Here is a 26,822-nt window from a genome sequence, read left to right on the forward strand (position 1 = left end):
GACAAGCCTCGCGGCCCGCGGCAGATGTGGCCGTGGTGGCCCCGGCGACTGGGTTGCCGGACCAGCGTGTGCGGGGGATCCTCGACACAGGGTGGGTGGTTGGAGGGCTCCATGACTGCACTTCGCAGACCCGACGTGGTGGGTCCGGCCAAGTCCTTGTACGACGCCCTTCACGACCTCCACCACCGCGCCGGCTGGCCGTCATTGCGCACCCTGGCCGGCGAGACGGGCGTGTCGCACACCACTGTGTCGAAGGCATTCTCGGGCCCTGCACTTCCCTCGTGGGGCACCCTTGAACTGCTCGTGGAGGCCCTCGGTGGTGACCCCGTGTTCTTCCACGGACTCTGGCTCGCGGCTTCGCTCCCTACCTACGACGACGGCTCAGGCTCGACCCCCGCGCCGCAGATCGCAGGGCGGCGTCCCGAGCTCGCCGCGGTACGACGTCATCTCGACACCGGGACCGGCCTCCTGCTGGTCGCAGGCGAGGCCGGGATCGGCAAGACGACACTGGTCAGTACGGCGGGTGAGGAAGCAGGGTCCGTGGTCCTTGTAGGCCACTGCCTGCCCCTCTCGACGGAGATCCCGTTGCTTCCGTTCGCCGAGACGCTGCGCTCACTGCACGAAGAGGACAGGGGCGCGACCCTCGAGGAGGTGCTACGGGACTGTCCTGATTACGTCGGTCCGTCACTGACCAGATTGCTGCCATCGCTCATCACGACCAACGAGCTCGGCGGCACCGACCCTCTGTGGTCCCACGAACGTCTGTTTGCGGCGGTTCGCACAGCTCTTGAGGCCCTTCAACGCAAGCGCGCGACTGCCCTTATCATCGAGGACCTCCACTGGGCCGACGCCGACAGCCTCGACCTCCTCGAGCAGATGGCGCAGTCCTCGCCCGTGAGAGTCGTCGGCACTTGGCGTCTCGACGATCCCGACGTCCCCACGCACCGCCGCGACTGGCTGACCCGCGCGCGTCGAGGGACGAAGTGCATAGAACTGGCACCCCTGTCACTGGAGGACAGCACCGTGCAGTTGCGTCTCCTCCGTCCAGACGTCACTGACGAGCAGGCCCGCGCGATCCACGAGCGGAGTCAAGGTCAGCCACTGTTCACCGAGCAGCTCCTGGACGCGCCAGGTAGTTCCTCGCCCTACCTGGACGACCTCCTCGACCGTCGGATCCGCCCGTTGCGCCGGCGCTCATGGCGGGTTGCGTCTGTGCTCGGGACCGCGGCCCGCCCACTTACCGAGGGCACCCTTCGCGTCGCGACCGGACTCGGGCGGCGGCAGATGGCGGAGTCGTTGCGCGAGCTACATGAAGCACGGCTCGTGGAGATCTCGGGTGACACCGTTCACCTGCGCCACCCACTACTCGCGGAGGCGGTGCGCCGCAGGCTGATGCCGGGCGAGACCGCCGACGTGCACCTGCGGTTGGCGCGCGCGATGTCGGCAGACCCGGGAGCCGAACCGGCCGAGGTCGCCATCCACTGGCAGCACGCTGGCGCGCCGGCTGATGAGCTGACCTGGCGGATACGCGCCGCCCGCGCAGCGTCTGAACGATTCGCCGCTTCGCAGGCGGCGGATCACTGGCTGCGGGCGCTGGACCTGTGGCCGCAGGACAGCTCGACGGCTGGCGAGCCACCGCTCCGACGCTACGCCGTCATCGCGGGTGCGGCGGATCAGCTCGTTCTGGCCGGACGCTCCGCCGAGGAGACGCCGGTGCTCGAGGAGGCTCTTCGCGCGCCCGAAGAGTTCGAGGAGGTGGAGCGGGCCGACCTGTTACGCCTCCTGGCCCGCGTCAACTCCACCCAATGGACCGCAGTTGGGGGCGGGCTCGAGCTCATCGACCAGTCGATCGCGCTGTACCGGACGCTGCCGCCGTCTGGCGGTCTCGCTGCGGCGCTTCGATGGAAGTCGGTGGAGCTCGAGTGGCACGGACGCCGCGACGAGGCGATCGCGGCCATCACAGAGGCTGCTTCTGCGGCCGCTCTCGCCGGAGACCTCACGCTGGTTCGCTCAATCCGCGCGCAGCGAGCCTGGCAGCTCGCCGTCGCAGGAGAAGAAGCGGCGGTCGACGAGATCGAGTCCCTCCGAGCTGAGTTCCCCAGCGGTACCGACCTCGAGCATGACGTGTCCGTCGCCCTGCGCCACACCGACATCCTGCTCATGAGCTGCCGACCGGCCACAGAGGTCGAGAGTGCGGCCCGACGGGAGCTCGACCGCGCCGAGTGGAGCGACCTCAACGACCATCACGTCAAGATCTTGAAGGGCAACGTCGCCCAAGCCTGGAGGCGGAGTGGAGACTTCGGCCGCGCGCTGCAGGTCCTCGCCGTGGACACCGAGCTCCATGACCCGGGCAGCGGTCCACCGTTCCTGCATCCTGAGCGAGCCTTGCTGGAGCTGCTGCAAGGCAACATCGCCGAGGCACGGCGGCGCCTGGCGTTTCTCATACCGGGCCGTCACGAACCCCTGGATCCGTTCATCACTGAAGCCCACATGCAGTACGACTTCTGGGCGGGCGACCCAAGCGACGCATTCGTCAGGTTCAAGGGCCTGGCGGACTCGCGTCACGACGAGATGTCGCCCGGGACAGTGGGCGACTTCCTGGCGCTCGGCGCCCGCGCCGCAGCTGAGAGCACCGCGCGGTCGTCCTCGTCGGAACGACGGGACGCCACCCGATCGCTGCTCGGGATCCGTRCGCGCCTGCACCATGACCCCTACGAGCCGCCGGCTGTACGCGCGGACAGAGCCGCCAAGCCCCAATGGTCCGCCGAGCTCGCGAGGATCCGAGGCCAAGACACGGTCGAGACATGGGTTGCGGCGGTCCGTACATGGGATGGTCTCAGCCGTCCCCACGACGCGGCCTACTCCCGCTGGCGTGCCGCTGAATGCGCGTTGCGCGATGGCAAAGGTTCAGTCGCGACTCGATTGCTCAAGCGCGCTGCGGCCGACGCGCGCGAGCACGTACCCCTGTCAGGGGCCATCGCCCGGACCGCCGAGACAGCTAGGTGAGGCCATCACGTCACTCACCGCGGTCCATTGGAACCCCACCCCCACCGACGAGCCGACCACAGGCTCGGATCTCGGCATGACCGACGCTCGGGTCGCGGCAGATCCGGGCGAGCGTAGCCGTCCTCAACGCGGCAGATCCGGGCGAGCGTAGCGGCCCTCATTGCGGCAGTCCCGGTTGACGTGCGGGGCAGGAACTGCTGACGGTTAGTCGTGCTTGTGCCACCACCTCTGCGAGTTCACAGTGTGGTCGCCTCGGCCCCCTACGTCTCCTAGGGACATCAAGATCACGATTCCAAGGAGGATGCCGCCGATGATGATCCAACTCCACATGGGCTCTCCATCCAGAACTGCGGGACCCATGATGCTACGCGCGGACTGGTCGGTGAACCATGACTCKTTTTGGGCACCATTGCAGGCGGACCCGCAGGACCCAAGTGGCTTGCTCGGCGGAGTCCGCACATCGGCATGAGCGGATGCCGAGGATCGGACTGGATCGGACGTCCGCTACCCCAGCAGAGGTCCCCAAAAACGTGTCGTTTTGCTTGACGTTGCTCGGGACGGGACGGGGGGCCGTCGTCGTGCGAGGTGCGGAGCTGGGCGGTGTTGGGTCGAACTGACCGACGCCCCTATGACCGGTGGGCGATAAGGCACGCCCCGCGGTCGAAGCTACGACGCTTGCCCGCCTATCCCCAGTTTGGGGTCTGGAACACCTGGGTGTTGGGAGTGACGCTACGAAGGTCGGCATCACAGCGTCCCCAGCCGCCCCCGGGAGCATCATGTCCAGAAGAATCCAGGCCGCCGGAGCTGCGATCGCGCTTAGTGCCGCCATCTTGACCGCGCCCGTGACCACGCCCACTGCCGCTGGCACGCCCGCCCCAGTGGCAGGCGCGGGAACCGGCACCTCAAGAGCCGCGGCCGGCACATTCGTCGCCTCTCCCATCAGATGGGGACGCTGCAAGGACGAGTTCCTGCGCGACGCCGGTGCCCGGTGCGGCATGCTCACTGTGCCCCTCGACCACGCCGATCCCGCCGGGGCCACCATCCGCCTCGCTGTCTCCCGCGTCAGGCACCAGGCGCGCAAGTACCGCGGCGTGATGTTCACCAACCCCGGCGGTCCCGGCGGGTCCGGCACCTACCTTGCCGGGATCGGACAGTTCGTCCCGGGACACGTCGCGCGCACCTACGACTGGGTCGGCATGGATCCACGCGGCGTCGGCGACAGCCGCCCCGCGCTGACCTGCGACAAGCGCGCCTTCAAGATCGGCACCCGGCCGAAGACCTACGACCCCGTCGACACTCGCACCCTCGAGGCGTGGCTCGACTGGTCGGAGGACTACGCAGCCGACTGCGCCACGTCGAACGCCGCCGAGCTCCTTCCCCACCTCAAGACCACCGACAACGTCGCGGACTTCGAGATCCTCCGCCAAGCCCTGCGCGCCGAGAGAGTCAGCTTCTACGGCTACTCCTACGGCACCTACATCGCCCAGGTGTACGCAACCCAGCACCCGGACCGCATCGACAAGCTCGTCCTTGACGGCGTCGTCGACCCCCGCAACATCTGGTACGCCGCCAACGTCACCCAGAACATCGCCTTCGACAAGGCGATGACACGCTTCTTCCGGTGGGCTGCACGCGGCCACGCCGACCTTCACCTCGGTCGCACCGCCGATGCGGTCGAACGCACCTACTACCGCGTCTCCCGCCGCCTGTCTCAGAAGCGCGTCAACGGCGTTGGGGCCACCGAGCTCGCAGACATCATGCTCGGCCCCGGGTACGCCACGTTCCTCTATCCCGAGGCCGCAGCCGCCCTGTCCGAGATCGCTAACCATGGCACCGCTCGCCTCGCGCGCAACGCGTACACGTCACTCAACCCGGTGGCCCCACGCGGCGACAACGGCTACGCGATGTACCTGGCCACCGTGTGCACCGACGCCCCTTGGCCCACCGACCTGAACTTCCTGCTCGCCGACAACCAGCACCTTGCGCAGGACTACCCGTTCTTCACGTGGGGCAACGCCTGGTTCAACGGCCCATGCCGCACCTGGCCGGCTGCGCCTGCACCCGTGCCGGTCGACATCGCCACCACCGACCAGGCCGCGCTCCTCATCAACGAGACGCGGGACGCCGCCACCCCCATCGACGGTGCCTACGAGGTGCGACGCCGGTTCACCCGCGCGGTCCTCATCGAAGGCGTCCGCGGCACCACCCACGCCGGCAGCCTCAACGGCGTTCGTTGCGTGGACCAACGCATCGCCACCTACCTCGCAAGCGGGCGACTTCCCCACCGTAGATCCGGGGTCCGACCAGATGTCCGCTGCCCCGCCGTCCCCGCTCCTCCAACGGGACTTCCAGACAACCAGCCTCGAGCCCGCATCAACCCACAACCCGAGACCAACCCCCGCCCTGTCGTCCCAGCTCTCTGAGCGAGTCGCCGCTCCGGTCCAGCGCGCCACATCTCGACCGCTCGGGTTGAGCACAGCCGAAGCCCACGACACACCAACGCGTTGCTCCGCACCTGAGGCCCATTCATCGGCAGAGCCGAGCGCTCATCGCGGCAGATCCGGATGCTCCGTCCAGCGCCCGCTCCTGGCGGCGACGTGGAGCTTGCAGGTCTCGCGGGAGTAGTGCAGTCATCACGGACGGTCTTCTCCTCACCGGTCGGGTCAATCACGCCCATGACATCTCACGCAAGCCGATGTGCCGTCGGTTCGTTGGAGTTTCGTGGCGCCGGACGCCGCGTGCGGGACCTACGGCCTGAGTGTCCGCGCTGCGCCTTCCTCCACGATGGGTATGACGCCGACACGCCGCTACCGAGAGCATGCAGGCGGGGAGGTGGGGTATGCCGCGGAAAACCTTGGCGACGGTGGTGCTTTCAGCAGTGCTCCTACTTTCGGCTGTCGTGGCGCCGCCCACTGCGAGTTCAGCAGACGGTCTACGAGAATTGACCGTCCGGGGGTCTCACCTCTGGCCCGACCCGCGGCCCGGATGGCTGAACAAATCCACGATCCTCGCCCGAAACGACTCTGGCATGGCGCTGACGAGTGTGCAGACACTCGTGAGCTACTACGACGCGCAGGGCGCTCTGCTGGAGCAACGGGGTGGATACGGCGGCATGTTGTCCACCGTCGGTCCCGGGGAGACCGTGGCCGCCTACAGCTTCGGCCCCAAGACCGCCGTCCGGCACACCGTCGACCTCGTCGTCGGCGAACCCACTGCGCAGGTCCCTAACCGGAACTTCCGCGTCATCTCGGTGTCGTGGCCCGACCGGGGTGTTTGGGGCAAGTTCATTGACGTCGAGGTCACCAACCTCAACCGCACCACGGCCACCCGGGTGTCCATGCAGGTGATCTGCTTCAACGACGGCCGCGTCTACGCCTTCCACGGGCCCACGTTCCCCACTGACATGGCGCCGGGCCAGACCAGTGTCCTGAGCCAGATAGTCACACCGGAAGTGACGCCGTGCGAGGTGCACCCGATGATCACGATCGATGCCACCTCTGACCCCACCGTCCCCATCGCCGTTCCGAGTCCGCCGCCATCCGCATCGGCCACGCCCGGGAGCCTTTCCGCGTCCCTGACGTGGTCTGCACCCGACAGCAACGGGGGCCCCATCTCCGGCTACATCATCACCGCCAGCCCCGGCGGACAGACCTGGTCGATGTCTGGCGCCCAGACCGATGCGACGCTCACCGGCTTGGCCGCTGGCACCAGCTACCAGTTCCGCGTCGCAGCCACCAACGCAGCCGGCACCGGCGCACCGGCCGTGACGGCACCGGTGGTGCCGAACGAACCCCCGTCGCCGGTGGCCGTCCCGGTGGTCACACCAGCACCCGCGCCAACCGCTCGGGTGCCGGGACGCGTTGCCCGGCCGACAGCGTCAGTGAAAGGACGCAGCGTGACGGTTCGCTGGCGTCCGCCCCCTACGCACGGAGCGCCGGTCACCGGCTACACGGTGCGTTCGAGCGCCGGTAAAACCATTCGTGTCGGTCCCGGGAGGAGGTGGGTCACCTTCCAAAGGCACGCGGTAGGCGCGTACCGCTTCCGCGTCGTCGCGCAAAGCCGCGTCGGCTCCGCGCCGGCCAGCCGTGCAGTGAAAGCCCGGGTCCGGGGCTGACAAGAAGGCTCGGCCCTCGTCCTTGGCCTATCTGCGTAGAAAGACATCCTGCCTGCCTCCTTGGAGATGTCGAGCGGTCCGCACCTCGGCAGATGTCTAGGTACGTGTAGGCCAGGAAGCGATGGACCGCAAGCTTGAAGCGGGTCATGGGCAGACGACGTCGTCCACGAGCTGGCGACCACTGACCCGAACCTGGCGCAGCCTCGATTGGACGCCGAGGCAAGCCTCCGCGTTCACTCGCCCAGGTCGACGCGAAAGTACGGAGCCGTGTCGATGATCGACACGAACGCCGGCGCCAGCGCCCCGTCAGCCCACGCGACGCTCACGAACAGCGTCGGGCCATCTTGGGAACGCCCTCACGCTCGCGTTGTGCGATCAGGTGCTCCCGGCTGAACCGGGCAGCGGCATGGGCCGAGCGGACCAGGCAAGCTGAAGCGCAAAGGGCCGCCCCTGCCTGGGAGTGTCCAGCGCTGGACAGCCTCGCAGGGGGAATGTCAGAGGTTCGGGCAGGAGAACGTGACCTCGACGTTGCGCTTGAGGATGCGATCCCTCTGCGGGAACATGCCCGGCTTGGTGATCGGCGCCACGTGATGCTGGTACTTGAAGGTGGCCGTCTGCTCGGTTGCGCTCGGCTTGTACAGGAAGTGGATGCCCGCAGTCACGTAGCGGGTGCCCCCCTTGCGGACGTTGTCGTAGCGACCGTTGCCGTTCACGGCGGCGTTGATGATGGCCGACGAAGTGGCGGGCTCGCCGAGGTTGTTATAGCGACCGCCGGTGACCTTGAAGCGGACCGTGACGTTGTAGGTCTCGTCGCCGAGGTCCTCGCACGTGGCGCCAACAGCACCCACGAAAATTGGGGCGACGTACTTGGGCTGGGCGGCGACAGCTCCGGCTGGGGTCGACGACACCACGGCGAGCGCGAGGAGCAGGGTTGATGCGATGGCAAGCAGCACCGGGGTGGTAGGGCGGGCCACGTTAGCGGTTTGGGGCATGCGTTCTCCTGAGGATGCGTTGTGAGTCTGGCTTGGCTGGCGTGGGGCGTCAGGGTTGGCTTCTTGGAACGCTCGGCGTCTTTATGAGGTCGGCGCGAGCGACCGGGCTGCGATAGGTCGGGTTCGATGGGTAGCCGTCGATCAGCCACGCCAGGCGCGGCGGCTCAGCCGCGCGGGTGCGCTTGCATCGTGGGCGCGTGCGGTGTGCCCACAGAGGTAGTCATCACTGTGACTTCAGGAGGTTGTCCGCATTTTCGAGGATGCTCATGGCGGGGCCGTTGAGTCCGGTCAGGGCCACCACCACTCCCGAGGGGGTGGCAACGACGTCGGTGGCGGTGAGGACGCGGTCGGCTGGCAAGTCGACGGGGTGCCAGGTCTTGGCGTTGCTCGAGAGCCACACCACCGCCCGCTGCTGCAGGCCGGCGTAGATAGCACCGGTGGCGATAAACCCGCCGTCAATCGTCTTGATGGTGCCGATCGTGTCCTCGGGCTCCCCCACCTCGACGGACGCGAACTTCTTACCGTCGGTGGTTGACCAGACAGCGTCACGGCCGCCGGCGGTGCCCTGGATGAGGGTGACGTTGCCGGAGTTGGCGCAGGAGTCGAGGTTCGTCGCGTTCGCGCCGATCCCCTTGACGTTGAGGGTCTTCCACGTGCCCTGGGTCCTGCGGAACGCGAGCGGGCGGGACCCGGTGGTGCTGTCTTCGACGCCACCGACGGCGATGAGGTCTCCGCTGGGCAGCGCGCACGTGGCGCTGAGCCAGGAGTTCGCCGAAGGAGAGGCATCGAAGGGGCCCTTCGCTCGCTTCCACGATGTGCCGTCCTTCGAGGTCCACAGGGCACCGATCGAGTGGTCGCTGGCATTGAAGCTGGCGCGGTCGTCGCCGACGACGACCCATTCCCCGTCGTGATTGGCCGCGTTCGATACGAACTCGGTGCGAGGCCCGTCGAGACCCTGTGCCGGCTCCCAGGTCGAACTGTCAGCGGCCTTGAACCATCCGACCACGTCGTAGGCGTCATTCGTGCCGCTCGGGTCACCGGCGGTCGGCCGCTGGGCCGCGACGAAGGCGTTGCCTGAGTCATCGGTCACCGCGGCCAGACCTGAGACCTCACCGAGCTCGGTCGGTGCCCACTCGGTGGACTCGAGACGCCCGTCGGTCAGAGCGAGGGGCGTCAACTCGCTGCTGCGGGACCAACCCTCGTCCTTCGTCGTCGTGACCTCCGTGTGGGCACCGACGACGAGCGTGTCGTCTCCGACCTGCTCGACGGCTTCCCACCAGCCGACGTTAGGAACGGCGCCGGTCTCCGCGGTCGTCTTCCAGCGCCCCTTTGCAGTGAGCGTGCCGGTCTGCAGCAGCCCGTTCCACGATCGCATGGCGATGATGGCCGCGCCGTCGGCGACCACGTAGGTGCTGGCACCGGGGGTGCGCCAAGGCGGCAATGCGCCGAGGGTCGTCCAGCGTCCGTCCGGGGTACGTCGAACGGCGGTGCCGGGGAGCAGTCGTTCGTCGCTGATGCTGGCGTACACGGTCTTTCCCGAGACGGTTGGAGAGCTGACCCAGCTCGACCAGCCGGATTGATGGCCTGGCACCGAGGGAAGCGACGTCTCCACTCGCCAGTCGGCACCATCCGGGGAGAACCAGGCTGCTGCGAGGTAGTTGGTGCCTCGCAGGGAGTAGCCGGTCGCCAAAAATCCCCCGCCAGGGATAGCCACGACGCCGTTGAGCGTCGGCTCGGTGCTCGCAAGAGGGGCCTGCGGATCCCACGTGGCGCCGGCGTCGTTTGACGTCAGAGGGATGACCTGCCCGCCACCCTCCTCCCGCTCCACGTTGATGAGCACTACGAGAGTCTTCTTGGAAGCTGCGGCGCCGCTGATGCTGGTCACCCGCCCGTAGTCGGGGGTCGGCAAGGTCACCGGGTCGCCTTGGTCGAGCATCACCACGACGGGCTGGTCCTCAGCATCAACGCCAGCGACGAACGGCCCACTCGTGGGCTCGCCTGCGACCAGGCTCAGTGCGATTCCACGCTCGACGATCTCGGTCGGCAGCTCGACGGGAGTCCATGTCTTGCGATCCTCCGAAGACTGGAGGAAAGGTTCGTTGACGCCTGCAACCCAGCGGCTGCCCAGGACGTAGGACGTGTCGCCCACTGCGGCAAGCCCACTGACGGCTGAGTCGCCGTCTCCGACGTCCAACGTCATCCCTTTGTCAGGTCCAACCGCATCAGCGTTCCAAAGGGTGGCGGCCGCTGGTGCGCCMGGCGGGGTCACACGCCCCCCTACCAAGGCAGGGCGCCGGCCCTGACTGGGCAGAGTCGCCGCAACGGCCACCAAGGGCTCTGACGAAGTAGCGGCGTCTGCGTCGACGGTCGACCACTCCGCCTTGACGCCGCCGACGCCGTCATTGGTCACCCCCAACCCGGGCGACGAGTCCTCGGTACAAGCGGAGAGCGCAAAGCAAACCGAGACGACAACTGCAGGTAAARGGGCGCGCGAACGCAACGAGGTGCTCCGATCTGGGCATGGCAAGGCAGAACGTCGAACGGTATGTGGGACGAGAGTGGCTTGTGGTGCGAACTGGGGAATCGGCAAAAGACGCCGGGTACGCGGACCGATTTCCTCATCCCTTGGTACCGGGAAGGCTCCGAAACGCCTTCGGGAGGCCGAAGGCTGGTTACCGTGCCGCGGCGGCCGGACATCCTGGGGTTACCTGCCCCATCCAGGGCCGCTTTAGGAGAACCAGCTGTGCGTACCCGCACCCTCATCGCGTCCGTCGCCGCCGGCGTCGTCCTCACCGGCTGCTCGGCCTCCGCGGACGAGCCCACGCCCCCGAAGCCCGACGCCACCAGCTCGGCCACCCCCTCAGCCAGCAGCTCGGCCAGTCCCGAGCTCCCCGAGACCTCCTCCACCACCACCGCCGTCCCCGAGGTCTCCGTGACTGAGACCAAGCCCGCCAAGCCGGCGCGCCCCACCGGGTGGACCGGACCCAAGGACGGCATCCGCATCGAGTCGACGGCGCTCAGCATGCACGGCGAGGCCAACGCCAAGGCTGCCGCGAACGCCGCCATGAACTTCCTGCGCAAGTGGACCCTGCGCGAGGACCTCATGCGCGCCGACCTGCCCGCCGCGCGCACCGCGCTCCAGGGCGTCACCCCCGAGCTCGCCCCGAACGCGGCCGCCGCGTGGCAGCAGAACCTCACTGCGGCCAAGGACCTCAAGAACGATGACGCGTGGGGCAACCTGCAGGCCCTGGTCCGCGTCGGTTCCCCCGGCGCCATGTGGGACATCCCCGCCGACGAGCCGCTGGTCACCAACCGCACCTTCCTCGGCGACGTGTTCGTCGCCAGCGACCGCGGCTTCGGCGGACTCCGGGTCAACATCGACTACGCCAACGACTACACGCGCGTGACCAACCCCGCCAAGCCGCAGGCTGGCCGGATGCGCGTGCACCAGGAGTCGATGGTCAGCCTGGTGATGACCAACAACGACGGCAACGGCTGGAAGATCACCTCATGGGAGGGCACCTTCGACTCCGACGAACCCGTGGCCCTCAACTGACTGGGTGTGTCTTTGCTTCCAGGACGGATGTCGGATCCGATTGTGCCCGTTTGCGCGGCTAGTTGTTGGCACTCGTAACGGCTTACGCGGCGAACTTCTGATCCGCTCTGCCACCTCATAGTCGAGCCTGCACAGACCCTCAAGGTCGTCGACGAGGAACGACTGCGGGCCACGCAAGTCGGCCTCCAGAAAACCCCGGACGCACCGGTGGCGTTGGTCGAACGCCCGGTCAGAACGAGCTGGATGCGCTCAACGGCCACGATCGGGCCGTCCACTGCCGTCGACGCCGACGTAGCCCGCGGCCACCCTCCCAGCGGCTCTCGGCGTTGGTGCGAGGAGACTGYGACCCACGAGGCTGAGCGCGCGCCGTGCAGCTCGTTTGGATCGGGCGCTGTGGAAAACCCCTCTCGTTGAGGATTCACTCCCGGCGCGGGTGGGTAGAACCCTTGGCGACCGACTCGGGCAGGGGGCACATCGTGGACCAGGTGCAGGTGATGCACGCGGCCTTCGCGAAGGCGAAGGACGACGTGTACGACGCGGCGGAACGGCTGCGCACGGGCCGCAATCAGATTGATGGACGGGTTCGTGGGTTCCTGAACGCCGGATGGTCGGGCGAGGCGGCCGACGCCTTCTCGGACGCGTGGGAGGAGTGGAAGGAGTCCGCCGGCGAAGTCCTCGCTGGGCTCACCGCGATGCGTGAGCTGCTGGATGAAACCCAGAGCGACTTCATCACCTCCGACGACGCCTCCCAGCAGCGCCTCGACGCGTTGTCCGCGCGCATCATCGACAGGCTGGGCTGACCGTGGCCGGGCGCGCTTTCGCCATCGACACCGACGACCTCGACGCCGTCATCTCCGACGTTCAAGCCACCGAGAACGCCCTCGAGGCACTGACGAACGACATCGAGAAGCAGATTGCCGCCCTCCAGTCCACGTGGGAGGGCCTCGCCGCAGAGGCGCAGGCCGAGGCCCACAAGACGTGGGAGGAAGGCATGCGCGGCATGCGCGCCGCCCTTGCCGATCTACGAGCCTCGGCCAGGAACGCACACACGAACTACACGGGAGCCGCGGACGCGAACGTGAAGATGTGGGAGTCGTTCTCATGAGGATCGAGGTCGACTCCGGCGGCTACACCAGTGCGGCATCCGCCCTCGAGACCGCGAACGGGCTTGCCGCGGACGCCTACGAAACGCTGAGCGGCAAGCTCGGCGGTTTCGGCGGCATGGGTGGCGACGACAAGTCGTCGGAGGAGTTCGTCCCGAACTACGACTCCGGCGCCTCAGCCGCCGTCACGGCAATGGCGGACCTCGTGACGGCGTTCGGGACCCTGGCGACCATCGCGGAGGCCTCCGGTGCCAACCACGCCGATGCGGACGCCGGGTCGGTCCATGGCAGAAGGGGGGGCGGGTCTGGCGCGCAGGAGGATGTCGACCCGGTCGAGGTGTCCCCTTACACCCCACCGACGGCGTCGGGTGCGAACGCTGAGGACACCCCGCAGTTCTGGGACGTCATCCTCGACTACCTCGAGGGCTACGCGTGGCCCGGCGCCGACACCGGCCGGCTCGGTGAGGCCGCGTCGGCGTGGGATGCCGCTGCGTCGAGCCTCGACCGGCTGAGCGTGTACTGCGACGTCGCCAAGACCCAGCTGGGTAACCAGCGTTCGCCCGAGATCCCGGCCGCGAAGGCGGCGATCGGCGAGGTGAAGCAGGGCGCCGCTGACATCGCCGGCGCGTGCCGAGAACTTGCCTCGGCATGCCGGGACTACGCGAACCAGGTCGAGGAGACGAAGAGCACCGTCAAGGGCCTGATGAAGGACCTCGCCATCGAGGTCGGCGCCACCGCAGTGGTCGCCGGCATCGGGTCGTTCTTCACCGCCGGCCTCGCCGCCGGCGGTGGTGCCGCGCTCGTCGCAGCTCGCGCCGCGAACTACGCACGCCGCGTCATCACCGCTTTGTCGGCCATCCGGGGCGTTCGGGCGGTGTTCACCATCGTTCGCACCGTCGACAAGCTCACCGACGTTACCCGCATCCTGCGCAAGTTCCGCTCCGCGCGGGCCCTGCGGCGGCGGCCCACCGGCAAGCTGCCCGTCAAGGGCAAGCCGAACTCCTACGGCTACGACAGGCACGGCGACCGCCTTCCGTACGCGAACTCCCGGCCCGGATACGACAAAGACCAGGTCAACAAGGTCTGGGAGAACGCGAAGGACGAGAACGGTGACGTGTGGGTCCTCAACAAGGACGGGGACCTCGTCAAGATCGACTGGCAGCCCGGGCAGCCCCAAAAGGATGTGTGGGACATGGGCCACGTCCGCGGCGAGGAGTACCGGAAACTGCGCGATGAGTACCTGTCGGGCAAGATCACCAAGGAAGAGTTCTTGGAGCGATACCGAGACCCTAGGAACTACGAAGTTGCCCACCCAGGGCGAAATCGTTCGCACGTCGACGAAGCTCCATAGCTGGAGCAGATCGACGGTCCGAACAGCACAACCAGACAGCGTGAGACTGTCGCAACGAGACTGATAGGCACACTGAGCCCATGGGACTGTTCAACCGCAATAAGCCTCGTGACACGAGCGCGCTGCACGCCGCGCTGACCCGGGGCACCTACGCCGACTTCGAGAAGGTCTACGACCCAGCGTGGGTGAACTACGAGTTCGAGCACGACACGTTGCTGTCGCTGGCCCTGACCAACGCCGATTCCCCCTCCCGGGTCGCCATCACCAATCGCCTTCTCGACGACGGTGCCGACGTTCGCGAGGCCATGCCGCTGCACCGCTTCCTGGACCGCGGCGAGCACGACTTCGCGGCGGAGGCGCCGCTGCTGAAGCGCCTCCTGGATGCTGGCGCGAACGTCAACGCGGTCGACTCGAAGGTCGGCACCCCGCTCGAGACCCTCGCCGCGAAGTTCAAGTTCAGCGACGTCACACTCACGCCCTTCTACGACGTCCTCCTCGCACGCCCGGACCTCGACCTGCTGCAGGCGGGCCTGGACGGCCGCACCGTGCTGACGAACCTGCGGAAGTGGTCGGCCAAGCGCGGCGAGCTCGTCATCCGCGCCGAGCAGACCCTCACCGACCGCGGGATACCGGTCCCGCCACCAGCCCAGTAGCAAGGCCGAACCAGCCAACCGCACTGACGCAGCCGCACCCCACCCGAGACGTCAAGGAGCCTCATGCCGATCGAGTTCATCCCCGCCGCCGGCGCCTGCCTGGTCTCGAAGAACGTGCTCACCGGAGCCGGCCGCATCAAGTGGATGGTCCGCGAAGAGTCTCAAGCCACTGCCGACAACGGATGGCGGATCTTTTCCGACGTCGACACCACCGAGTACCTCAGCGACGCCAACAACCTCGTCATCACCGACTTCAACTCCGTGTGCGAGCTCGAGCCGGCGCTCATCGGCATCTGGAACCTCCCCGTGGGCTCCGACCTGCAGATCGTCGACGAAGGCAACGGCATCGAAGTCGTCGACACAGCTACCGGCCGGCCGGTACCCGCCGAGCAGCTCTACGTCCCTCAGTGACATGACCTGGCAGCCGCAGGACCCCGCACAAGACAAAGCCGCCGACGACCGGGACGAGTTCCTGGCGTTCACCGGCGACCAGGCGTCCGCCGCACGCCTGCGCGCCAACCTGGTCAGCATCGCCGAGGACCACCCCGGCACCGGCGTCGCGTCCATCGTCGGGGAGGTCCTGTCAGGCCGCCGCCCCATCCGCGACCTCGCCGACGACCCGGAGTTCTCCACCATCATCGAAGTCGGCATGGACGACTACCGCAGCTACCTCGCGTCCTTGACGCCAGAAGAGCGCGCCGAGATGGTTGCGAATGCCAAGGACAATGCCAGCGCATCGGAGTCATGACCCGTGCAACGCTGCGCCAGTCCAGCAACTGGCTTGGGTCTGGCTGTGTTGGAACCGCTGCTTCGGCACGCGTCGCCACATAGGTTCCCTTCATGATCTCTCGTAACAACTGCCGCCGCCGAGGCGTCACCACCCTCGCCACCGCTGGCCTGTTGGCGGCGGCCGCGTTCGTCCCGGCTTCGGCTGGCTCGAGCTCGGAGCGGGAGGTGCTGGCGTCCGTGAAGGACCCGCGCGGGGATGTGCGCGTCCATCACCGCATCCGCGGCCTCTCGATGGACGAGCGGACCTCCATCGACTTGAGGAAGGTGACGGTCGAGGCGCGCGGGTCGGGCACGCGGTTCACCGTGCAGTTGCGGGACGTGCGACGGACCCGCGGATGGGACCAGATGGTATTCTTCAACATCTCCCAGCCGGCCGGTAGCGACGACTTGTTCTCGGGTTCGGTCGGGTTCAGCCCCCAAGCGGCGAGCTTGTCGTACGCGTACCTGAACTTCGGGACCGACGGAACGGACTTCGAGTCGTGCGACCCGCTGCGCGCGAAGGTGTCATGGAAGCGGGACGTGGTGAGCTTGGACGTACCGCGCCGGTGTCTGCCGGACTCGGAGGCTGTGGTGCGCGTGCAGTCGTTGACTGGCTACTTCAGGTCGGATGCGGCGGGCCCGTGGTCGAGCGACCGGGCACGGTTCGCAGGAGCTGTCAGCCTGCGTTGAGCTGGGGCCCAATTGCGTCGGTGGAGGTGGAGGTCGGGGCGGTTCGCAACGACCTCGAATGAGCGGCTAACCCGCCCACACCGATACGACCCCGACCAGCCCGTCGGCTGTCGCCAAGGCCGACAAGCTGGCCCGTGAGCAGGCGATCGACCGGCGACGGGGTCATCGCCATGGTCCTCCCGGACGCCTACCGGATCTGCGCCCCGAACGGGTGCGTCTACGTCAACAAGTCGCGGTACTGCAGCGGTGGAACGTACTGCGGCGAGGTGGTCGTCTCCGGGAACAACCTCCCCTCCCCGCAGTGTCTGGCCGGCTACCGATGCCGGACGACGGCGCAGGGCAGGTTCAAGACCCTGTCCGGTAACGCCAACGGGATCACCAACGCCGAGCTCAGCTCGTGGGTTCAGTGCGGTGTGGAGATCGGTTCTGCGGCGGGTGCGGGTCTCACGAGAGGCTGGGGCTTCGGCGCTGCTCTCGGCGTGGCCTGGGCTACGTGGGGATGCGCCCACTAGGAGGCGACCATGACTCGACCGACGCCGCTCGACTACTTCCTGACGGCAGCGCTGGTCGCTGTGGGGATCTGGGAGCTCCTTGACGACCGGGTCGTCCTCGGCATCGGCTTCGTCGTGCTGGGCCTGCTGGCATTGGCATCGGCGAGGATTCCTCGAGTTCAGTCCGTCATGGCGTGGCCTCGTCGCCGCCGAGAGGATCGGGAAGGTGACGAGGTCAGTCGTCGGTAGCACTTCACGAACGCCCCACCCGCTGCAGGCGGGCGTTCGTCATGCCATGAAATGGCAACGGCGAACAGCAGCCGCGGCAATGCGGCATCACGTCTCGTTCGAGGCACCAGCGCAGGTAGGCGTTGAGGTCGGAGGCGGTGTGGGCGCGGCTCTGTTCCTTGTAGCGGGCGAGGTGCGCTGCGACGTCCAGCCGCATCATCGGGCAATCGGCGTCCTGCACGGCGCGGATGGTGTTGGTGTCCATCGCACTACGTCGCCCGGGCAGCAGCCGGCCGTCAAACGCTCCCCACATCAGCGTTCGCGCCGCTATCTCGCGGCACAGGAATCTTGACCGACAAGCTCCCCGCCCGCCCGTCCCTAGGAGCGGACCGTAGCCCTCAGGTCCTCGATGAAGAGGTTGTCGATGCGACGGGAGACGGTCTGGGTTCCCCAAGGCTTGAGCGTGAAGTTCCAGGACCGCTCCTTGGCTCGCACCGTCACGCTCACGCGGCGCCGGGTGCTGTTGCCGACGTACATCTCCTTGCGCTTCTGGTACTTGCCGTCCGCGTAGTGGAGGCCGACCGAGACGCCGCGGCTCGTGATCCACTCGCTAGTCGTCCAGGCCGCATAGTCGACACGCCAGCGCTTGTCGTATGAGATGACGGCCGACGTGCGCCATGCCCCGTTGTGCTTGTCTCCGTAGTACCGCGTGTAGGGAGACCCCTCGTACGGGGCGCCGTGCCCGTCGAGGATGCGCTCGACCTGGTCTCGGTGCATGCCGTTGCGGATCTGCTTCCACTCCCCGCGGGTCGTCACCCATTCGTGGGTGTCATCCGGGTCGTCCGCCGGGTCGACCCGGTTGTTGGCGTGTGCCGGCGCCGGGTGAGGTGCGGGCGGCGACGGGTAGACGGGCGGTGCCGGCGGAGGCGGCGGAGGCGGCGATGTGCGGGTGACCGTGAACGGTTGGTCCACGACGAAGGTGCGGTTACCGGTGTACGGCTCGGTGGTGTCGATGGACTTGATGGTGGCTCGGATGCGGAGGTTGGTGACGCCCTCTAGCACGCCCAAACGGTGTTGGGTCGTGGCCGTGGTGACAGAAGCGGGCTGACGAGACTCGGGGCTCCAGGTGCCAGCGGGCCAGGTGCCCGAGGCGTCGGTCGTCCAAGCCGACACGGTCCACTCGGTCGCGCCATCAGGGAGCGACACGTTCCACGTGACCGGAAGCTCGACTGTGCTGCTCGTGGTGGACACGTCGGCCACCGAGTGCGTCACGGTCAGGTCGGCGCCCGCTGCCTGCGCGGGTGCGGCAGCGCCAAGTGCGAGAACCGACGAGATGAGCGCGGCGGTCAGCGCCAAGATGAACAATTGCGGTCGCGGCATGGAGTCCTTCTCGTGGCTAGGTCCGAGCCCCCGTAGAGGCGCTCGGTTGCCTCGAGCCCCCCACGGATGATGGCGGGCTGGCTTGTTGGCACCACGCTAATAGACTTGTTGGCGATTCGCCAAATTTGCGGTGGGCCGATAGCCCCCTCGCGGCGCGGTCCCCGGGCTCTGCGATACACGTGGGCAACAGAGCAGCAGCAGTGAGGCTGTTCGCGAAGCTGGTGTCGCCAGAAGGAACACACCCAGTGAGAGACGAAGCGCCGGCTCACGGGGTCAAGCTGGTGAGAGTCGTGACGCGTCGACCCACACGTCTGTGAGCACCCACTCCCCGTTCTCGAACACTGTGGTGCACACGTGGCCTTGGTAGTGGCCGCCGATGTTGCGCCAACGGAGGAGCAGAGCGGCCTGCCGGCCGTAACCTTTGGACTCGTACCAGCAGTGCCGCACCGGCGATGGCGGGGAACTGTGCGCTGCGGTAGGAGTTGAGGTAGCGGAAGGCGCCGTCGCCATCCAGGACGGTGAAGCGGTCGGTGGAATGCCGTGGAACCCGGCGGTTGCGTGCCCGAGCCCGGGCCGGCCCGCACGGTCGTCGCGACCAGCTCGCCCGGCATCGCTGGCACGCGTGTTTGCGATGCGCTCGGCGAGCGTCTCACGCGGAGGGTCGTTGTCCCTTCGTCCCATCCCGCCGGCCATACCACCACCTCATCGAACGTTTGTTCGACATCCTACGACGGTTCGAGCGTCCCTGGTTGACAACAAGGTGCCGACAGCGGCCATGCCGGCAGCGCGCTGACTTCTTCGACGAACGAGCGGCTGACCGTCCGACCGCCGCGGGCGAGCCCTGCGATTGGCTTTGACGAGCTCAGTTTCCAACGCGGCGACGTCAACGGTCTCGTGGTTTCCAGGCCCAGCTGGGTTGTCCTTGTCGTCGCCCATGCCGCGACGCTGACCGCGCCCCGCCGACATCGGGCTGTGGAGAGCGGATCGGGGCCGGTTGGCGCGGGTAGCGTGTTGCACATGTCGGACGGGGACGACGAGTGGGTGACCATCATGGCCGCCGCGCGCATCTTGGGGACGCACCCGTCGAACGTGCCGAAATTGACCCGTCGTGGGTTGCTGCATCCTCGAAGCGAGCGCCCGAGCCTGCGGAAGTCAGAGGTGCTGGCGTTGCGGGACGCGCGCGCGGAGGCCTCCCGGCTCCGAGCAATGCCGAAGCCCGGTCCGCAGCCGCGTGCAGAGCCCCAGCCCCCTGACGACGCGCACGCTTGGGTACGCGCGGATGTCGTGGCTGCGTTCCTCGGAGTGCAACCGGCGGCAGTGCACCAACGCTCGCGTCGGGGAAGGATGCCGTACGCCCTGGGCTCCGACGGGCGGACGCGCTTCTACCAGCTGCCGCAGGTGCACGCCGCGATCAGGGCGCAGAACTTGTCCAAGAGCCGGTCGGTGAGCGAGCTGCGTGCGGAGGGATTGCCACAGTCACGTCAGCCTGATCCGTGGGCGACAGCGCACGGTGGGTCGTGATGACCTGGCGGCAGTCCGGCTTGTTTGCATCCCGTGTCGGGGGGCCACTGGCTCGATGTCATCCGACGCCTTCGCGGACACAGCCGACCAGCCCTGGCGTTCGACCGACGCTGGCCTGCGCGGCGTGGAAGCATCCCCGGCATGAGCTCGAGCGCCGTCCCGGAGCTGACACGGCTTCGCCAGCATCGTCGTGATGACGGGGCGCGGTCGCCGCACAAGCCGTTGCTAGTGCTGCTGGCGCTGGGGCGCCTTGCTCGCATGGGGTCCTCGGCGCTCTCGTGGGAGGAGGCGCGCACCGAACTGGCCGCCCTCCTCGAGAACTTCGGCCCGGTGTCGAAGACCGAGCCCGCTCAGGCAGCGGCGTACCCGTTCACGCGACTACGGTCGGACGGCGTGTGGGTGCTCGACGAGGACGTCGACATGGACAAGGTCGCGCAGCTCAACGACATCGCCCCGACGGGTCGTCTGTCGGCTGCGGTGGAGGCCCAACTGGCGTCGCCGGGGGCCCTCCATGCGACGGCGCGGGAGCTCGTGGAGGCGGAGTTCCCTCCGAGCTTGTTCGCAGATGTGCTGACGGCGGCCGGGTTGGACCCCGACGAGGTGTTCGGCACGGTCGTGCGGCTGCCCGGGCGGAAGCGATCGACGTCGTGGGCCGCATCCATCCTCGCCGCCTGGGACCGGCAATGCGCGTTCTGCGGGTTCGACGGCCAGCTCGGGTCCGGGTCGGTCGGCTTGGACGCGGCGCACGTGCGGTGGTTCAACCACGACGGCCCGGATGACCCGGACAACGGGCTCGCGTTGTGCTCGCTGCATCACCGGCTCTTCGACCGCGGAGCGCTCGGACTGACGGCCGAGTACCGGGTGCAGGTCTCTGGGGCGTACTCGGCGCGTACGGGCGCAGGACGGCGCGTGTACGACCTGCACGACGTCGAACTGAGGCCGCGCCCTGGGACGCCGGTGCCGGCGTCCGCGCATGTGACGTGGCATCAGCGCGAGGTGTTCAAGGGCGTTCGTCTGAGCGCTTGAAGGGCCTATCCTCAGGGCGTGGTGCGGTCCCCGCGCGCGTGTAACGGGCAAACCATTGGCAGCGCCCCAGGTGCGGAGGAAACTAGGCCTCGAGTCGCCCGCACCTGACAGCCTGACCTACCTGGGCAGCCGGTCCGGACGGCGCCTCGCCGCCAGCGCCGCGCCTCGCGAGTTGCGAGGCTGTTCCCGTTCGGCGTGACCGGCTCGAGGAGGCACGATGGGTGTCCTTTTAGCTTCAGGGGTAGGCGTCTTGCTTGCTGCGGCCGCGGCGTTCGCGTCGACGGAGCCCGTCGCAGAGGCAGACGCCGGCTCGGAGCGGCCCCGCGGGTCCGGTATAACCGGAGCCCGGCTCGCAGAGCTCCCGAACTCCCAAGCGGTTGGCGAGGCGGCCGCGACCCTGCCCGCGTACGCGGTGGGGCAGGCGTACGTCGGCCCCGCGCTGCCGGCCGAGCAGCGCAACAAGCCGACGTGCATGGGTCACCCGGTCTCGCCCGGCGGGCTCGGGACCGCGGGCGACGACCGCTTCACCGGCACTCCTGACCCCGACGTCATCGTCGCTGGCGCCGGCGACGACGTCGTCAACGGCCGCGGCGCAGAAGACATCATCTGCGGTGGTCCCGGCGACGACAAGCTCATCGGCGGCCGCAGCCTCGCCAAGGAAGGTCGACCCAACATCCGTGGCGGTGACCGTCTCTCCGGAGGGCCAGGTGACGACCGCGTCATCGACCGCTACGGCCACGGAGACCGGCTGTTCGGCGGGCCCGGTCCCGACCGGCTGACATCGGTCGGCGCATGGCGGACCGTCAAGGCCGGCCCGGGCGACGACCACGTAGCCACCGCCGACGGCATCGACGAAAGCGTGAACGGCGGTCCCGGCGACGACACCATCGTGTCCCTCAGCGGCGGCGGCTACAGGGGCTACGCCGGCGGCAAAGGACACGACACCTTGCACCTCGGCGGTGACGGCGACATCGGCGTCCGCCTCACCATCGACGGCGACCACCTCACCATCCACGAAGAGGGGTTCTACATCCTCAGCTTCTGGCGCAGTCCCCACCCGGTCGACGTCGACCTCGCGGCAGGCACTGTGCGCCACGTCGGCGCACCGGCCACAGCACCCGGCGACACCATCACCTACCTCGACCGCAAGGGCGCGTACTTCCACGTGTACGGCAGTCCATGGGACGACCGCATCACCAGCTCCGACCGTCCCACCGAGGTGTTCCACAGCATCGACGGCGGAGAAGGCGACGACACCCTCATTGGGCTCAGCAACGTCGACTACCTCCGAGGCGAGGAGGGCGACGACACCCTTTACGGAGGAGACAACGACGACGGCCTCGATGGCGGTCCTGGCAACGACGTCCTCGACGGCGGCTCAGGCGAAGACCAAGCAGACGGAGGGCTTGGTGCCGACACGTGCCTCAGCGCCGAGGACGTTCACCGCTGCGCACCGTGAGGCTCTTTGGTTTCAGTAGGGCTCCCGTTTGTCGGGTCCGGGCCGCTGTTGTGCCGCGAGTCGGAGGGTTCCGCCCTGGTGCCGAGTCGGACATGCGGCTCTCAGCGGCTCGGCGCGACGACCTTGAACCGCACGACCGAAGACTTGGACGAGTCCAGCGTGGCCGTCTTCGTCACCTTCGCGGTCGCGGTGTACCGCCCCGCCTTCTTCAGGACGACCTTCGTGACCGCGCGACCGGCGCTGAACGTGATCTTCTGCGTCACCTTCTGTGGGCCGGCGATGACGAGGAACACCGTGCCGGTCGGGGCCGAGCCGTCCGCGGCGGTGACGGTGATGGTGAACGACCGCTTCTTCTTAGCGACGCTCTTCTTCGCGGTGGTCACGGTGGCGGCGGTCGCTACGGGTGCGGTCACCGGCGGAGCAGGGGGCGGCGCGGTCACTGGTGCTGTGGCGACGCTGAAGTCCGCAGACCCTGAGCTCGGCGAGTAGATGTCCCGGTCGCTCGGGATGCCGTACGGGTCGGGCACGTAATCGACACGAACGGTGTGCGTCCCCGGGGCCGGGACCGCGAACATCTCCCCGGTGCAGGTGCCGTTGGTGCCGAGCCATACGCCGTCGAGGTAAGTGGTGCACTCGCCCTTGGTGATCTGTCCACCGGAGTGTCTGACGGTTGGTGTCGCGACCCAGTAGCCACTCAGCGAGGGGTGCGGCGCGACCGTGACGGTGGTCGTGGTGGGGATGAGCGCGGACGCTGTGCTGACAGGAAGCGCCACAGAGCCAACCAGCACCGCCAGGGCGGTCAGGACGATACGAACAACACCGGACGGCAACATGCAATGACCTTCTCCTCGAGGAAGCTCGAGACTATTCGTGTCCTGGAGACCTTGACGGGAGAACGTGAGAAGTCGCGTACGCAAGGGGCCTTCCCGCCGGCATCACAGCGCGCAACGTCATACCAGCCACCCAGTACTTGGACGTACGGTAGGCCGCTTCCGGAAACAGCTGCGCCCCTGTCGGTTCCACATCCCGCGGCATCGCGGGCTTCCCGTGAAGTACTCCGCCGTATGCGTCCACGGGCATCACGAGATTTCGTGGCGGTCAAGTCGCTGAGCGGACCGCCGCGCGGGCGAGGTCGAACGCCGCAGAGGCGGATGGGGCACTGCGGTCGCGCTGCAGGGATGCGATGCCAAGGAAGCGTCCCTGGCGGAAGTAGACGTAATTGAACCAGTCGTTTCCGGTGTTCACGTCGTGGTTGATCTGCCTGTACGCGAACTGGTCGTCGGCCAGATTGGGAGCGGCAAGCCGGCGATAGGTGTTGCCGTAGCCGTCGCCGTCGAAGTTGGGTCCGTAGCAGCTGCTGATGGTGTCGCGCTGTTCATCGAGGGCTGTCTGTGCCCGCTTCGGCTTGCGGAAGTCGTACAGGGCCACTCCGACGCTGGTGCCACCGGTGAAGAACGGGTCGCCGCCTCGTCGCGCGATGTAGTTGGCCACCCGGCCGGCGCGCGGCTGGGTGTCGGCGAGGTCGAGATACTGGCAGTCGGCCGAGGTGAGCGACAGCTGGCGTCCCCCAAGGAACTCGCGGCGACCGCCGCGGTAGACGGCGAAGATGCGCGCGACTTCCTCCACGTTGGGATACCTCGCGGGCGAAACGCGGGTGTCGGCGGCTGGTCGTTCCTCGTGTGTTGTTGCGTGCGCCGGCGTGACGACGAGCGCGCCTGTCAGGGCGATGGCCCACCCGGTGCCCAGCCGAAGAAGCGAAGTGCGCATCGAACCCCCTGTTGCACTCGGTACACACGCCGCCGCCGGGGTGGCGTTGGCAGATCTAGGTCACCTTTGCACGAGCAGCGACCACGGTTGCCCCTACTTCAAGGTGAAGCCGTGTCCCTCGTGCTGTGTGGGAAGGCCCCGGGTTGAACCAATTCGGTCTTGCGTGTCGGTGCAAGCGTCTACGGTCACGCCGTCAGCATGAACCGCTGGCGCTCGAGCGCCAGCATCTCGTCCTAGGGGGACTGCTTCAGCATGCGCAAGACCACCTTCGCGGCCGCCATCGCCGCACTCCTGAGCGTCGTTGCGACGATGCTCGTCACCTTCTCCGCGCCGGCCGGCGCGGTGTTCGTCGACCGCGACTGCGGCGACTTCCCGTCGCAGGCCGCGGCCCAGAATTTCTTCCTCGCCAACGGCGGTCCTCAAAGCGACCCGCACCGCCTCGACGACGAGGGTGACGGCGCCGCATGCGAGTCGAACCCGTGCCCGTGCATCGGCCGCGGCAACCCGGGCGGCCAGACCACCGGGAACACGAACAACCAGAACCACAACCCGGGCCCGAAGGTCTACCGCGAGACCGGCAACGTCACCCAGGTCATCGACGGCGACACCCTCAAGGTCCGCATCCGCGGCGGACGCGTCATGAGCATTCGGATGCTTGGCATCAACACGCCCGAGAAGAACGTTTGCGGTGCCGACGAGGCCACCGACAACCTGAAGCGCCTCGCGCCCGTCGGATCGACCGTCTACCTCGTCTCCGACCCGTCCCAGGCCGCCAAGGACCGCTACGGCCGGCTGCTGCGGTACGTCGCCAAGCGGGGCGGGTTCAAGGATCTGTCCTACAGGCAGGCGTACAACGGCTTCACGAAGCGCTACGTCTTCGGCGGAAAGCCGGTAGCCCGGGACGGCCAGTACGTCCGCGCCATCGCCCAGGCCCGCAAGAACGACCGCGGCCTGTGGAGCAACTGCTGGTGACCTGAGGTCACCGCAAGGTAGAGGCACCGGCCGCATGGGAGCGGTCGGTGCCTCTTCGCTCGCTCGAGCCCCGCCGACCTCGGCGGGAACCACTCATTGCAGGCGGCAACACCAGCTCGACTCACTCCTGGAGACTTCCATGGCGCGACGGTACCGACGCAGAGGCCACTACCGGCGAGGCCCCAGTGGACGCCGCCACTACGTTCGGCCTCACACGGTCCGGCGCAGCTCCGGATGGGGCAGCCTGTTCGCCCCCGCTCCCAAGCCCGCAGCCAGGCCAGCACCCAAGCCGGTGCCGAAGCCTGCTGACCGACCCGCATCTCGACCCACCCCGACAGGCTTCGCGTCGCCCGCCCGGTCGGTGTCTCGGACGCCGCCGTCGAACCACGGCATGCTGCCGGAATGGCCCAACGCAAGCTGCCCCCTGTGCGGGGCGGCGGTGTGGTTCTGGCGCAACGACGCCGGCAGCAAGGTCTACTTCGACGCTGTCGGCACCCCGTGGCCCAAGCACCCCTGCATGGACTTCTCCACTGCCGGGCCCACGCCGTCCCCGGGCCCTCCAGGACAAGGTTCGACGACCGCGACGGGCAACACCCGCGCGCCCTTCAGCGTTGAGTCGGGCCCCGGCTGCGGGCTGATGATGTTATGGCTCGTCGCCGTGCTGGCCGTGGTGTGCGTGGGCAACTACTGGCGGCTCTACGCCAACGGCGACCCGAACTTCGAGACCCCCACCGCTCCCATCATCGGGACCGCAGTCGCCGTCGCGCTTGTCCGCGCTGCCCGCCGAAAGAGTCGGCGCGCCTGAGCAGCCGGCCCGGTGCGGGGGTGGGCAGCCAGAGGCCGCGGGCGTCGGGCCTCCCAGACGAGCTCGTCGTTCCCCAGTGCCAAGGGCGGGAGGCCAGCCCGCCAGTCCCCCGGAGCCCTGGCAAGGTCACGCAGGCCAGAGGAGAGCCACACGACCCCACGCGGGCAACCGGATGAGCGCGACCGCCCGGGCGCCCGGACCGGGGCTCGCCAGGCACCGGTCCTGCGGTCAATGGAACAAGCAGCCGAGATCCGGGTGGACGTTCAGTCGTCCTGCTGGTCGGCGTGTTGGACGTTCTCGATGAGCCAGGTGGCGATCACAGCGGTGAGCGATCCGACGAGCGCGATGCCGACGAGCATGAGCCCCACCGCGATGAACCGGCCTTGGGTCGTCACGGGGAAGTGGTCGCCGTAGCCGACGGTCGTGACGGTGGTGCAGGCCCACCACAGGGCGTCTCCAGCGGTCGTGATGTTGGCATCGGGGGCGTCCCGTTCTACGTCGAGCACGGCGAGTGCTCCGAGCGAGACCGCGAAGAGAGCCGAGCCAGCGACGTAGACCGCGACCTTCCCCGCTAGGCCACCCACCGCCGAGCGGTTGATGATCCTCGCGAAGGCCAGGAGCCTCAGTAGGCGAAGGGGCCGGAACATTGGTGCGGCGATGAGCACCACGTCGTACCAGTGGTGCAGGGCATAGGAGCGACGCCGGTCTGACAGCGCGAGCCGGATGACGAAGTCGATCGTGAACGCCAGCCACACGGTCCAGGAGGCGTAGAAGAAGAAGGTTGCGAGGTCCGGATGGAGGTCGGGGTTGAGGATCGGCCATGCGTACGCGACGAGGAAGGCCCCCGCAAGCAGGAGCAAGGGAACCTCGCTCGTCTTCTCCCACGCCTCCACGCGGCTGAGTTCCCGAGACACGGCTGCACGCTACTCCGGAGCGACCG

At 68.0% G+C, this 26,822-nt stretch carries 23 protein-coding genes; 16 read left to right on the forward strand and 7 right to left on the reverse strand.

Features of this window, described 5'->3' with window-relative positions; genetic code table 11:
* Positions 1-111 precede the first annotated feature (111 nt).
* The 3 genes from ACXJKB_RS14540 (at position 112) to ACXJKB_RS14550 (ending at position 7,120) form a co-directional block, all read left to right on the forward strand.
* Complete coding sequence (locus ACXJKB_RS14540; protein WP_457189515.1) at positions 112-3,006, forward strand: ATP-binding protein; 2,895 nt, start codon at positions 112-114, stop codon at positions 3,004-3,006.
* Between the two features lie 995 nt (positions 3,007-4,001).
* Positions 4,002-5,429 carry an alpha/beta hydrolase gene (locus ACXJKB_RS14545; protein ID WP_457189517.1) on the forward strand — a complete coding sequence of 476 codons (1,428 nt, stop codon included), beginning with the start codon at positions 4,002-4,004 and terminating at the stop codon, positions 5,427-5,429.
* A 605-nt stretch (positions 5,430-6,034) separates the two neighbouring features.
* Entirely contained in the window at positions 6,035-7,120 is a 1,086-nt protein-coding gene (locus ACXJKB_RS14550) for a fibronectin type III domain-containing protein (protein ID WP_457189519.1), read from the forward strand.
* 494 nt (positions 7,121-7,614) lie between these two features.
* Here the strand turns inward: ACXJKB_RS14550 and ACXJKB_RS14555 are convergent, their stop codons facing one another.
* Together ACXJKB_RS14555 and ACXJKB_RS14560 are read right to left on the reverse strand one after the other, a co-directional pair.
* The gene (locus ACXJKB_RS14555) at positions 7,615-8,094 is read right to left on the reverse strand and encodes a hypothetical protein (RefSeq protein WP_457189521.1); all 480 of its coding nucleotides are present in this window, start codon (positions 8,092-8,094) and stop codon (positions 7,615-7,617) included.
* Positions 8,095-8,335: 241 nt separating this feature from the next.
* On the reverse strand, positions 8,336-10,261 hold the full coding sequence (locus ACXJKB_RS14560; RefSeq protein ID WP_457189523.1) for a hypothetical protein: 1,926 nt from the start codon (positions 10,259-10,261) through the stop codon (positions 8,336-8,338).
* A 594-nt stretch (positions 10,262-10,855) separates the two neighbouring features.
* Here ACXJKB_RS14560 and ACXJKB_RS14565 point away from each other — a divergent pair.
* The 9 genes from ACXJKB_RS14565 to ACXJKB_RS14605 all read left to right on the forward strand — a co-directional run bounded on the left by ACXJKB_RS14565 (position 10,856) and on the right by ACXJKB_RS14605 (position 16,973).
* Positions 10,856-11,668 carry a hypothetical protein gene (locus ACXJKB_RS14565; RefSeq protein ID WP_457189525.1) on the forward strand — a complete coding sequence of 271 codons (813 nt, stop codon included), beginning with the start codon at positions 10,856-10,858 and terminating at the stop codon, positions 11,666-11,668.
* A gap of 476 nt (positions 11,669-12,144) precedes the next feature.
* Positions 12,145-12,468 carry a WXG100 family type VII secretion target gene (locus tag ACXJKB_RS14570; protein ID WP_457189527.1) on the forward strand — a complete coding sequence of 108 codons (324 nt, stop codon included), beginning with the start codon at positions 12,145-12,147 and terminating at the stop codon, positions 12,466-12,468.
* Positions 12,469-12,470: 2 nt separating this feature from the next.
* Positions 12,471-12,773 carry a WXG100 family type VII secretion target gene (locus tag ACXJKB_RS14575; protein ID WP_457189529.1) on the forward strand — a complete coding sequence of 101 codons (303 nt, stop codon included), beginning with the start codon at positions 12,471-12,473 and terminating at the stop codon, positions 12,771-12,773.
* Positions 12,770-14,122 (forward strand): HNH/ENDO VII family nuclease, encoded by a 1,353-nt coding sequence (locus tag ACXJKB_RS14580; RefSeq protein ID WP_457189532.1) that lies wholly within the window; start codon positions 12,770-12,772, stop codon positions 14,120-14,122. The genes ACXJKB_RS14575 and ACXJKB_RS14580 overlap by 4 nt, the downstream gene beginning before the upstream one ends.
* An 80-nt stretch (positions 14,123-14,202) precedes the next feature.
* Positions 14,203-14,775, forward strand: a complete 573-nt coding sequence (locus ACXJKB_RS14585) for a hypothetical protein (protein ID WP_457189533.1) — start codon at positions 14,203-14,205, stop codon at positions 14,773-14,775.
* A 63-nt stretch (positions 14,776-14,838) separates the two neighbouring features.
* Positions 14,839-15,186: a DUF2185 domain-containing protein gene (locus ACXJKB_RS14590; RefSeq protein WP_457189534.1), complete on the forward strand. Its 348-nt coding sequence runs from the start codon at positions 14,839-14,841 to the stop codon at positions 15,184-15,186.
* 1 nt (position 15,187) lies between these two features.
* Entirely contained in the window at positions 15,188-15,523 is a 336-nt protein-coding gene (locus tag ACXJKB_RS14595) for a hypothetical protein (protein ID WP_457189536.1), read from the forward strand.
* 92 nt (positions 15,524-15,615) lie between these two features.
* A complete protein-coding gene (locus ACXJKB_RS14600; RefSeq protein ID WP_457189538.1) occupies positions 15,616-16,233 on the forward strand; it encodes a hypothetical protein in 618 nt (205 codons plus the stop codon).
* Between the two features lie 521 nt (positions 16,234-16,754).
* Complete coding sequence (locus ACXJKB_RS14605; RefSeq protein ID WP_457189540.1) at positions 16,755-16,973, forward strand: hypothetical protein; 219 nt, start codon at positions 16,755-16,757, stop codon at positions 16,971-16,973.
* A 4-nt stretch (positions 16,974-16,977) separates the two neighbouring features.
* Here the strand turns inward: ACXJKB_RS14605 and ACXJKB_RS14610 are convergent, their stop codons facing one another.
* Positions 16,978-17,217 carry a hypothetical protein gene (locus tag ACXJKB_RS14610; protein WP_457189542.1) on the reverse strand — a complete coding sequence of 80 codons (240 nt, stop codon included), beginning with the start codon at positions 17,215-17,217 and terminating at the stop codon, positions 16,978-16,980.
* A gap of 113 nt (positions 17,218-17,330) precedes the next feature.
* On the reverse strand, positions 17,331-18,308 hold the full coding sequence (locus ACXJKB_RS14615) for a hypothetical protein (protein WP_457189544.1): 978 nt from the start codon (positions 18,306-18,308) through the stop codon (positions 17,331-17,333).
* A gap of 1,686 nt (positions 18,309-19,994) precedes the next feature.
* Between ACXJKB_RS14615 and ACXJKB_RS14620 the strand changes: the two genes are divergently transcribed.
* Positions 19,995-20,879, forward strand: coding sequence for a phosphorothioated DNA-binding restriction endonuclease (locus ACXJKB_RS14620; protein WP_457189546.1), 885 nt, complete (start codon positions 19,995-19,997; stop codon positions 20,877-20,879).
* Between the two features lie 250 nt (positions 20,880-21,129).
* On the forward strand, positions 21,130-22,338 hold the full coding sequence (locus ACXJKB_RS14625; RefSeq protein WP_457189548.1) for a calcium-binding protein: 1,209 nt from the start codon (positions 21,130-21,132) through the stop codon (positions 22,336-22,338).
* Positions 22,339-22,439: 101 nt separating this feature from the next.
* Here the strand turns inward: ACXJKB_RS14625 and ACXJKB_RS14630 are convergent, their stop codons facing one another.
* A complete protein-coding gene (locus ACXJKB_RS14630) occupies positions 22,440-23,111 on the reverse strand; it encodes a hypothetical protein (protein WP_457189550.1) in 672 nt (223 codons plus the stop codon).
* Between the two features lie 325 nt (positions 23,112-23,436).
* Positions 23,437-24,105 carry a hypothetical protein gene (locus ACXJKB_RS14635; RefSeq protein WP_457189551.1) on the reverse strand — a complete coding sequence of 223 codons (669 nt, stop codon included), beginning with the start codon at positions 24,103-24,105 and terminating at the stop codon, positions 23,437-23,439.
* Positions 24,106-24,357: 252 nt separating this feature from the next.
* Here ACXJKB_RS14635 and ACXJKB_RS14640 point away from each other — a divergent pair, with 252 nt between their 5' ends.
* Both ACXJKB_RS14640 and ACXJKB_RS14645 read left to right on the forward strand, forming a co-directional pair.
* Positions 24,358-25,077, forward strand: a complete 720-nt coding sequence (locus tag ACXJKB_RS14640) for a thermonuclease family protein (protein WP_457189553.1) — start codon at positions 24,358-24,360, stop codon at positions 25,075-25,077.
* 391 nt (positions 25,078-25,468) lie between these two features.
* Positions 25,469-25,882 (forward strand): hypothetical protein, encoded by a 414-nt coding sequence (locus ACXJKB_RS14645; RefSeq protein WP_457189555.1) that lies wholly within the window; start codon positions 25,469-25,471, stop codon positions 25,880-25,882.
* Between the two features lie 263 nt (positions 25,883-26,145).
* Here ACXJKB_RS14645 and ACXJKB_RS14650 read toward each other — a convergent pair whose 3' ends face one another.
* Positions 26,146-26,796 carry a potassium channel family protein gene (locus ACXJKB_RS14650; protein WP_457189557.1) on the reverse strand — a complete coding sequence of 217 codons (651 nt, stop codon included), beginning with the start codon at positions 26,794-26,796 and terminating at the stop codon, positions 26,146-26,148.
* Positions 26,797-26,822 lie beyond the last annotated feature (26 nt).

Source organism: Nocardioides sp. P5_E3 (assembly GCF_054049275.1).

Bases quoted from the DNA above. Each gene is read 5' to 3' on its own strand.
- ACXJKB_RS14600 (WP_457189538.1), top strand. From the start codon at position 15,616: ATGATCTCTCGTAACAACTGCCGCCGCCGAGGCGTCACCACCCTCGCC.
- ACXJKB_RS14585 (WP_457189533.1), top strand. From the start codon at position 14,203: ATGGGACTGTTCAACCGCAATAAGCCTCGTGACACGAGCGCGCTGCAC.
- ACXJKB_RS14640 (WP_457189553.1), top strand. From the start codon at position 24,358: ATGCGCAAGACCACCTTCGCGGCCGCCATCGCCGCACTCCTGAGCGTC.
- ACXJKB_RS14590 (WP_457189534.1), top strand. From the start codon at position 14,839: ATGCCGATCGAGTTCATCCCCGCCGCCGGCGCCTGCCTGGTCTCGAAG.
- ACXJKB_RS14610 (WP_457189542.1), bottom strand. From the start codon at position 17,217: ATGGACACCAACACCATCCGCGCCGTGCAGGACGCCGATTGCCCGATG.
- ACXJKB_RS14645 (WP_457189555.1), top strand. From the start codon at position 25,469: ATGCTGCCGGAATGGCCCAACGCAAGCTGCCCCCTGTGCGGGGCGGCG.
- ACXJKB_RS14580 (WP_457189532.1), top strand. From the start codon at position 12,770: ATGAGGATCGAGGTCGACTCCGGCGGCTACACCAGTGCGGCATCCGCC.
- ACXJKB_RS14550 (WP_457189519.1), top strand. From the start codon at position 6,035: ATGGCGCTGACGAGTGTGCAGACACTCGTGAGCTACTACGACGCGCAG.
- ACXJKB_RS14635 (WP_457189551.1), bottom strand. From the start codon at position 24,105: ATGCGCACTTCGCTTCTTCGGCTGGGCACCGGGTGGGCCATCGCCCTG.
- ACXJKB_RS14620 (WP_457189546.1), top strand. From the start codon at position 19,995: ATGAGCTCGAGCGCCGTCCCGGAGCTGACACGGCTTCGCCAGCATCGT.
- ACXJKB_RS14605 (WP_457189540.1), top strand. From the start codon at position 16,755: ATGACTCGACCGACGCCGCTCGACTACTTCCTGACGGCAGCGCTGGTC.
- ACXJKB_RS14545 (WP_457189517.1), top strand. From the start codon at position 4,002: ATGCTCACTGTGCCCCTCGACCACGCCGATCCCGCCGGGGCCACCATC.
- ACXJKB_RS14595 (WP_457189536.1), top strand. From the start codon at position 15,188: ATGACCTGGCAGCCGCAGGACCCCGCACAAGACAAAGCCGCCGACGAC.